6 protein-coding genes are annotated in these 7,028 nt (G+C 70.5%); 5 read left to right on the top strand and 1 reads right to left on the bottom strand.

From position 1 onward, the window contains the following. Positions 1-184: 184 nt before the first annotated feature. A complete protein-coding gene (locus KBX37_RS32835) occupies positions 185-1,192 on the bottom strand; it encodes a LacI family DNA-binding transcriptional regulator (RefSeq protein ID WP_210779716.1) in 1,008 nt (335 codons plus the stop codon). Between the two features lie 141 nt (positions 1,193-1,333). Here KBX37_RS32835 and KBX37_RS32840 point away from each other — a divergent pair, with 141 nt between their 5' ends. From KBX37_RS32840 to KBX37_RS32860, 5 genes are all read left to right on the top strand, one after another. Continuing rightward, entirely contained in the window at positions 1,334-2,845 is a 1,512-nt protein-coding gene (locus tag KBX37_RS32840; protein ID WP_210779717.1) for an alpha-N-arabinofuranosidase, read from the top strand. A gap of 41 nt (positions 2,846-2,886) precedes the next feature. Continuing rightward, the gene (locus tag KBX37_RS32845; RefSeq protein ID WP_210779718.1) at positions 2,887-4,215 is read left to right on the top strand and encodes an ABC transporter substrate-binding protein; all 1,329 of its coding nucleotides are present in this window, start codon (positions 2,887-2,889) and stop codon (positions 4,213-4,215) included. Positions 4,216-4,221: 6 nt separating this feature from the next. Further along, on the top strand, positions 4,222-5,184 hold the full coding sequence (locus KBX37_RS35760; RefSeq protein WP_210779719.1) for a carbohydrate ABC transporter permease: 963 nt from the start codon (positions 4,222-4,224) through the stop codon (positions 5,182-5,184). Positions 5,185-5,194: 10 nt separating this feature from the next. Then, on the top strand, positions 5,195-6,019 hold the full coding sequence (locus KBX37_RS32855) for a carbohydrate ABC transporter permease (RefSeq protein ID WP_154941730.1): 825 nt from the start codon (positions 5,195-5,197) through the stop codon (positions 6,017-6,019). Continuing rightward, positions 6,016-7,028: glycoside hydrolase family 43 protein (locus KBX37_RS32860; protein ID WP_210779720.1), on the top strand; the 1,013-nt coding region annotated here is incomplete at its 3' end. The genes KBX37_RS32855 and KBX37_RS32860, both read left to right, overlap by 4 nt.

Below are 7,028 nucleotides of genomic sequence, written 5' to 3' on the forward strand. Positions count from 1 at the left end.
CGTCCGACCCGAAGCCCACAAATGCTCCAACACCTGCCGATGCCCGAACGTCAACACACCCGGCCTCGCCACCAGCACCCCCAGCCCAACCAAGATCAGTTGCACTGAAGCCTAGAAACCACCCCGATGGGGCGGGCAACAACTTCATGATCAACGAGGACCAGCGAGTGGGCGGGGCGGGAGGTCAGGCGGGGTGGGTGCTTTCGCGGGGGGTTAGGCGGTAGGGGGCGGTGAGGTCGCGGGGCGGGGTCTCGCGGTCGCCGTCGACGCGGGCGGCCAGCATCTCAACCGCGAGGCGGCCGATGCGCTCCTTGTCGGGGGCGATGGTGGTGAGCGTGGGCACGCTGAACCGGCCGTCCTCGATGTCGTCGAAGCCGGCCACCGCGACGTCCGCGGGCACCCGCAGGCCGGCCTCGTGCAGGGCGCGCAGGGCGCCGAGGGCGAGGGTGTCGTTGAAGCAGAAGACGGCGTCGGGGCGTACCCCGGTGGCGAGCAGGTGGCGGACGGCGGCGGCGCCGTCCGCGCGGTGCCAGGCCGGCGCGGGCGCCACCAGGGCCTCGTCGTAGGCGATGCCGGCGTCGGCGAGCGCGGCGGCGTAGCCGGCCAGGCGCAGCCGGGCGCTGGCGCCCTCGGGGGTGCGCTGCGACCCGACCGCGGCGATCCGGCGGCGGCCGAGGCCGACGAGGTGAGCGGTGATCTCCCGGGCGGCGGCCACGTTGTCGATACCGACGTGGTCAGCCGGGCCGTGGTCCACCCGCTCGCCGAGCAGCACCATCGGCGTGCCGTCGAGGCCGGCGAGGTCCTCGGCGGTGAGCGCCAGCGGGCTGAGGATCAGACCGTCGATCATGTGGTCGCCGATGCCAGCGGCGGCGACCCGTTCGCGCTCGGCCCCACCGCCGGTCTGGTCGATCAGCACGGTCCACCCGCGTTCGGCGGCGGCGGTGACGACGTGCCGGGCCAGTTCCGCGAAGTACGGGATGTCCAGCTCCGGCACGGCCAGCGCGATCACGCCGGTGCGCCCCTTGCGCAGGTTGCGGGCGGAGAGGTTGGGCCGGTAGTTCAGCTCGGCGATCGCCTCCTCGACCCGGGCCCGGGTGTCCGGCCGGACGTGCAGGTAGCCGTTGACCACGTTCGAGACCGTCTTGACCGACACGCCGGCCCGCTCGGCCACGTCCTTGAGCCTGTGTCGCACGATCTCATCCCTCCCCGGGGTCGTCGTCCCCGGACTCTATCGCGCGCCGCCCTCTTTACAACGTTGCTTACAACGTTGTAGAAACCTGTGGTACGGGGTGACCGCAGTCACTCCGGGTACGACAAGGAAAGGTGGCACCCCTTGCGCAACGCCCGGCTGACGATCGATCCGGCCTTCGCGATCGGCCCCGCTGACCGGCGGCTCTTCGGCTCTTTCGTCGAGCACATGGGGCGCTGCGTCTACGGCGGGGTCTACGAGCCCGGCCACCCCACCGCCGACTCGCGCGGCCTGCGCGGCGACGTGCTCTCGCTCACCCGCGAGCTGGGCGTCTCCGTGGTCCGCTACCCCGGCGGCAACTTCGTCTCCGGGTACCGCTGGGAGGACGGCGTCGGCCCGGTCGGCGACCGCCCGCGCCGGCTCGACCTGGCCTGGAAGACCATCGAGACCAACGCCTTCGGGCTGGACGAGTTCATGACCTGGGCCGCCGAGGCCGACGTCGAGCCGATGATGGCCGTCAACCTGGGCACCCGGGGCGTGCAGGAGGCCTGCGACCTGCTGGAGTACGCCAACCACCCGGGCGGCACCCAGCTGTCGGACCTGCGCCGCAAGCACGGCGTCGAGGAGCCGTACGGGGTGCGGCTCTGGTGCCTCGGCAACGAGCTGGACGGTCCGTGGCAGGTCGGCCACAAGACCGCCGACGAGTACGGCCGGCTCGCCGCCGAGACCGCCCGGGCGATGAAGATGATCGACCCCTCGATCAGCCTGGTCGCCTGCGGCAGCTCCAACCGGCGGATGCCCACCTACGCCTCCTGGGAGGCGACGGTGCTGGAGCACACCTACGAGCACGTCGACTACATCTCCGCGCACACCTACTACGACCCGTCCGACGGCGACCAGGCCAGCATCCTGGCCTCGGCCGTGGACATGGACAACTTCATCCGCGAGGTGGTCGCCACCGCCGACCACGTGGCCGCCAAGCAGCGGCACCGGCGCAAGCTCAAGGTCTCCTTCGACGAGTGGAACGTCTGGTACGAGTCCCGGCTCAAGGCCGACCTGGACCGGCGCGGCTGGGTCGAGGCGCCCGCACTGATCGAGGATGACTTCACCGCGGTCGACGCGGTGGTCGTCGGTGACCTGCTGATCACCCTGCTCCGGCACGCCGACCGGGTCGGCGTCGCCTGCCAGGCGCAGCTGGCCAACGTGATCGCCCCGATCCGCACCCGCACCGGCGGGCCGGCCTGGCGGCAGAGCATCTTCCACCCGTTCGCCCTCACCGCCCGGTACGCCCGGGGCACGGTGCTGCGCACCGAGCCGGTCACGCCGGACTACGAGACGAAGCGGTTCGGCGCGGTGCCGGTGCTGGACACCGTGGCGGTGCACGACGAGGAGTCCGGCGCGCTGACCGTCTTCGCGGTCAACCGGGGCTCCGACGATCTCCCGCTCGAGCTCGACCTGCGCGGCCTGCCCGGCCTGCGCGCGGTCGAGCACCTGAGTCTCGCCGCCGGGGACGACCCGGAGGCGATCAACACCGAGGCCGAGCCCGAGCGGGTGACGCCTCGCGCACTGCCCACCCCCACCCCCGACGGCGGTCGCTGCACCGTACGCCTGCCGGCGGTCTCCTGGAACGTGCTGCGTTTCGCGTCGCGGCCCTGACCAGGGGAATACTTCACCCCGTCCCCCAAGGAGAAACCCGCATGATGCAGAACGAAATGAGCCGCCGGCGGCTGCTCGGGCTCGGCGTGGGCCTCGGCGCGGCCGCGTCGCTGACCCTCGCCGGCTGCGGCGGCGGCAGCGCCAGCAAGTCGACCGCGACCGGCAACGGTGGCAAGGAGTACACCGGCCCCAAGGTCTCGCTGAACCTGTGGAACGGCTTCACCGGCGGCGACGGCGACATCTTCAAGAAGCTCGTCGAGCAGTTCAACTCCGAGCACCAGAACATCGCGATCGCGGTGAACACCTACCGGTGGGACGACTACTACAGCAAGCTCCCCGGTGCGGTCTCCAGCGGCTCGGGCCCGGACATCGCGGTCATGCACATGGACCAGCTGGCCACCTTCGCCGCCCGCGGCGTGATCACCGAGCTGGACGACGTGGCCAAGGCCCTGGAGCTCAGCGAGGGCGACTTCGCGCCGACCGTCTGGAAGGGCGGCCTCTACAACAACAAGCGGTACGGCATCCCGCTGGACATGCACCCGCTCGGCTTCTACTACAACAAGGCCGTCATGCAGAAGGCCGGCCTGGACCCGAACAAGCCGCCGACCACCCGGGACGAGTTCACCGCCGCGCTGACCGAGCTGAAGAAGTCCGGCGTGCAGGGCTTCTGGATCAGCCCGTTCCAGTTCACCGGCGGCATGACGTTCTACTCGCTGCTGCACCAGTGGGGCGGCACCCTCTTCGACGCCGAGGTCACCAAGGCCACCTTCAACTCCGACCCGGCGATCGAGGCGTGCACCTGGCTGGTCGACCTGATCAAGCAGGGGCACTCGCCGTCGAACGTCGGCCAGGACGCCGACTACCTGGCCCTCAAGAGCGGCAAGAACGCCTTCAACTTCAACGGCATCTGGCAGATCAACGACATCGCCAAGGACCCGAGCGCGCAGATCGGCGTCGCCGAGCTGCCGCAGATCGGCAGCCAGAAGGCCGCCTGGGCGAACTCGCACAACTTCACCATCGTCAAGCAGCGCAGCGCCGACAACAACAAGATCTCTGGCGCGAAGGTGTTCATCAACTGGCTCAGCGAGCACTCGCTGGACTGGGCGAAGGGCGGTCAGGTCCCGGCCCGCAAGGAGGTCCGGGAGGGCGCCGAGTTCAAGGCCATCCCGAACGTCGCCACCCTCGCCCCGGAGCTGGACTACGCGGCCTTCCCGCCGGCCGTTCCCGGGCTGGGCGAGGTGGTCACCACCTTCTACACCTCCTTCAACGAGGCCGTGCTGGGCAAGAAGTCGCCCAAGCAGGCCCTCGACGACGGCGCAGCCAAGGCGACCAAGCAGCTGGAGGACAACCGCAAGAAGTACGGGAGCTGAGTTCCCGTGGCGGACGTGATCGAGGTCGGGGCGGCGCGCAAGGAGGCGCCGCCCCCGGCGGGCGGGAAGAACCGCCGGGGCGCGACGGAGCGGGGCAGCCGCGCGACCCCGTACCTCTTCCTCGCGCCGTACCTGCTGCTCTTCCTGGCGTTCGGGCTGCTGCCGATCCTCTTCGGCGTCTGGCTGAGCGTCCACCAGTGGGACCTCCAACTGCCCAACCGGCCCTTCGTCGGGCTGGACAACTACCGTGACCTCTTCGACAGCGAGTCGGCCATCTACGGCGACTGGTGGTCCAGTGTCCGGGCCACCGCGATCTTCACGGTCTTCTCGGTGCCGCTGCTGGTGGTCGTACCGCTGGGGCTGGCGCTGCTGCTCAACCGGTCGTTCCCGGGCCGGACGTTCTTCCGGGCGCTCTACTTCGCGCCGTACGTGCTCGGGGTGGCGGTGATCGGCCTGCTCTGGCGCTTCCTGCTCGACGCCAACCTGGGCCTGGTCAACCGGCTGCTCGGCGCGGTCGGCCTGCCGTCGGACACCCCGTGGGTGACCGACGTGCCCTGGGCCTGGGTGTCGCTGGTCGGGGTCACCGTCTGGTGGACCTCCGGGTTCAACGCGGTGATCTACCTGGCCGGCCTGCAGGACATCTCGCCGGAGCTCTACGAGGCGGCGAGGATGGACGGGGCGAACGCCTGGGACCGGTTCCGCAACGTCACCCTGCCCGGGCTGCGCCCGGTCATGCTCTTCGTGCTGACCACCACGATCCTCGCCTCGGCGAACGTCTTCGGGCAGTCGTTCCTGATCACCCAGGGCGCGCCGGGCCAGCAGACCCGCACGGTGGTCTGGCGGATCGTGGACGAGGGACTGCGGGACAACGACGCCGGCCGGGCCGCCGCGATGAGCATCGTCTTCGCGCTGGCACTCACGGTGATCAGCATCGTCAACTTCCGGTTCTTCCGGTACCGGGAAGACTGAGGGGCCGACCATGACGACTCTCCGCCGCTTCACGCGCTACGCGGTCCTGGTGCTGCTGGCCCTGGTCTTCCTGACCCCGCTGCTCTGGATGGCGATCACCTCGGTGAAGACCTACGGCGACGCCCAGAAGATCCCGCCGAGCTTCGTGCCCCAGCCGTTCTCCACCTACGGCTACGAGCAGATCCTCGGCAACACCTCGAACCCGGTACTGCGCTGGTTCGTCAACAGCATGCTGGCGGCCACCCTGCACGCGCTGCTGGTGCTGGTCACCGCCTCGATGGCCGCGTACGCGCTGGCCCGGCTCCGGTTCCGCGGCCGGGCGGTCAGCTTCGCGCTGATCGTGGGGACCCTGTTCATCCCGCCCACCTCGCTGATCATCCCGAACTTCGTGATCGCCGACCGGCTCGGCTGGCTGGACACCCTGACCGTGGTGATCGTGCCCGGCGCGGCCAGCGCGTTCGGGGTGTTCTTCCTGCGGCAGTTCTTCCTCAGCATCCCCGCCGAGCTGGAGGAGGCGGCGGTGCTGGACGGCGCCAACCACTGGCAGATCTTCACGCAGGTGCTGCTGCCGCTCTCCAAGCCGGCCCTGGCCACGCTGGCGGTGCTGTCGTTCCTGACCAACTGGAACGACTTCCTCTGGCCGATCTACGTCCTGTTCAGCCCGGAGCGGCTGACCCTGCCGGCGGGCCTGGGCCTGCTCCAGGGCGCCTACGTCAGCGACTACCCGGTGATCATGGCCGGGGCGGTGCTGGCCAGCGTGCCGGTGCTGATCCTCTTCGTGGCGGCCCAGCGGCACATCATCCAGGGCGTCTCGCGCAGCGGCCTGAAGGGATGAGCGCCGGGCACACCCGGTTACGCGGTGCGGCGGCGGTCCTCGCCGCCGCACTGCTCGTCGCCGGCTGCGGCGAGAACGGTGCCGACGACCCGACGAGTACGCGGAGCGACCCGAGCATGTTCACCAACCCCGTGCTACGCGCCGACGCCCCCGACCCGCAGGTGATGCGGGCCGGCGACGCCTGGTGGCTGTTCCACACCAACAGCGGCGGCCGCAACGTGCCGGTGCGGCGCTCGGCCGACCTGGTCGACTGGAGCGAGGCCGAGGACGCCCTGCCCGAGCTGCCCGGCTGGGCGGACCCCGGCAAGACCTGGGCGCCGGAGGCGATCCAACTCGCCCCGGACCGGTTCCTGCTCTACTACACCGTCGCCGGGCGGGATGCCGGCCGGCAGTGCGTGGGGCGGGCGGTGGCCAGCAGTCCGCAGGGGCCGTACCGGGACGACTCGACCGAGCCGTTCATCTGCCAGGCCGAGTTGGGCGGGGCGATCGACGCGAGCCCGTTCCGGGACACCGACGGCAGCCTCTGGCTGCTCTGGAAGAACGACGGCAACGCGATCGGGGTGGACACCTGGCTCTGGTCGCAGCGCCTCTCCGACGACGGGCTGAAGCTCATCGGCAAGCCGACGAAGCTGCTGAAGCAGACCGAGCCGTGGGAGGGCACCCTGATCGAGGGCCCGTTCTTCCACCGCCACGACGGGCGGTTGTACCTCTTCTTCGCCGCCAACGCGTACGACCGGGCCACGTACGCCGAGGGCTACGCCGTCTGCGAGAGCCCGACCGGCCCCTGCGTGAAGGCCGCCGAGAACCCGATCCTGAAGACCAACGAGGTCGCCTCCGGCCCCGGCCACGCCTCGATGGTCGTCAAGGACGGCCGGACCTGGCTGGTCTACCACGCCTGGCCGCCCGGCCAGGAGGGCAGCACCGACCCCGGCCGCCAGGTCTGGCTCGACAAGGTCACCTGGAAGAACGGCAAACCCGCCGTGCAGGGCCCCACCGCCACCCCCCAACC

The organism is Micromonospora sp. U56, assembly GCF_018070095.1.
In the GTDB taxonomy this organism is placed as follows: domain Bacteria; phylum Actinomycetota; class Actinomycetes; order Mycobacteriales; family Micromonosporaceae; genus Micromonospora; species Micromonospora purpureochromogenes.